The organism is Flavobacterium aeripolare, from assembly GCF_013294025.1.
GTDB lineage: Bacteria > Bacteroidota > Bacteroidia > Flavobacteriales > Flavobacteriaceae > Flavobacterium.
In genome coordinates, this window is sequence record NZ_JABSNL010000028.1 from 1 (window position 1) to 1,871 (window position 1,871).

At 30.8% G+C, this 1,871-nt stretch carries 2 protein-coding genes; both read left to right on the forward strand.

Annotated features, from left to right (window positions below; genetic code table 11):
• Positions 1 to 191: 191 nt before the first annotated feature.
• Positions 192 to 365: a hypothetical protein gene (locus HNQ00_RS16195; RefSeq protein ID WP_173839545.1), complete on the forward strand. Its 174-nt coding sequence runs from the start codon at positions 192 to 194 to the stop codon at positions 363 to 365.
• Positions 366 to 550: 185 nt separating this feature from the next.
• Positions 551 to 982: a hypothetical protein gene (locus tag HNQ00_RS16200; RefSeq protein ID WP_173839546.1), complete on the forward strand. Its 432-nt coding sequence runs from the start codon at positions 551 to 553 to the stop codon at positions 980 to 982.
• Positions 983 to 1,871: the final 889 nt, after the last annotated feature.

Consider the following 1,871-nt stretch of genomic DNA (forward strand, 5'->3'; position numbering starts at 1 on the left):
AACCAGGATAAACATCTAATTTTAATGGAAAAATTAACAGCATAATTAATAATCGAAATTTAGAATAATACTCTTGTTTTATAGGGGTCAAAACATAAAGTAACTAAATGGCTAAATATAATTTCATTTGGATCTTTAACACTTGGAATAATAATGCTAATAATATTTGTTAACTATTTAAACTAGAAAAAATGAGTGAAGACGAAAAAGCCAGAAGAGAAGCCGAAGAAAGAAGAAGAATTCAACAGCAAAAAGAACAAGAGGATTTACGCAGATACCACGAAGAACAAAGAAGACAACGTGAAGAAAATGCACGAATTGAAAAAAAGGGAATTGGTTCAGGAGATAGACCGAAAAGAGATTAAATAAAAACACTACGGCTAACAGCCGTTTGGCGTGATCGGGGTTCTAGTGGAATTAGCGTTTTTTCACTACATTTACGTTAAGCCGAAAATACTCGGTTTCAAAAGTCCCCAACCACGCCAAGCGCCAAGACGTTGGCGGTAACCTTAGCAAAAAATGGACAGAAAGTATTACGATTATTAAAACTATGAAGAAACTATTTTGTTTATTTGTTTTCCTTTTTCTTTCTTGCAACAAAGCTCCGGAAAGCGAAAAGTATTGTGTCGAAAAAGTTACTTATATAAATCAAAAACTAAATTTGATCCCTTCAGTAATACAAATCGAAATAAAGGATACTGAAAATTTTATATTTAAAAACATAGAAAAGGGGAAGCTCACAAATGTTTTTCTGTATTCACTAAAAAAAGAAGACAGATATTACTTTCGTTATTTTGACGAAATGAAAATAAAAGGAAAACCTAAAACAAATAATAATACAATAATACTAACACTTGTTACTGGATATTTTGATACCGAAATATATCATATATGGACAAAAAGAGAAATTAACGAAGTTTTAAAAACGGACATTGGTTTAGTTATCGGAAAAGATACTTTAAGAGTAAAAAAATGTAAATAAAAAGGCAACCGCCAACAGCGGTTTGCATAAATGGCGAAATATGTGGTAAATTCACATTTATCTTTCACAAGAAATTTTATCTTAGCCGAAAATAATCGGTCACGAAGTTCCCCACTTCTGCAAGCCGCGACACGTTGTGAGTAATGCGGCCAAAACTGGGAGAATTCAATAACATAGTAAATGGATAAAATAAATTTCAAGGTAATCTTAATTCAATTTATTGGTTGCATTTTTCTTATCCAAGGAATTCAAAATCTTTATTTTACTACACAAACTGACAAATTCAATTGCTATATTGAATATTTTAAAAATCCAGAATGTGAATGTTACAATAGATTGGGACTAAACGAAATTGTGGGTGAATTTATGTCTGACATTTATTTGTGGTTTTTTTACGGATTTATAATTGGAATAATTATTTCCAGTATTATCAATTGGAAAAAGAACAGACATCTGTTAAATTCTGTTTTACTCTTTATTTTATTATTCATTCTTTTTCCTATTCACTTTTTTAGAAATGAATATGTTAGTCGCATATTCCATCAACTCGGTGAAATATTCACGCAAGATTTTGGAATTCAAAATATTATAGGGGGAATAGCTTATACTTTAATCGGAAGTTTATTATTGCGGAAAAGTTACCGAATATAAACTGTGAAAAATAAGCACTACTCACAACAGCGGTTTGCAAAAATGGCGAAATATGTGGTTAATTCACGTTTATCTTCCGCAAGAAATTTTATCTTAGCCGAAAATAATGGGTTACGAAGTTCGCCACTTCTGCAAGCCGCAAAACGTTGGCAGTAATGTTGAAAAAAAATCGCGTAAATAAATGAAAACAAATAAATTAGACGTTTACGAATTGGAAAATATAGAAGACTGCATTTCA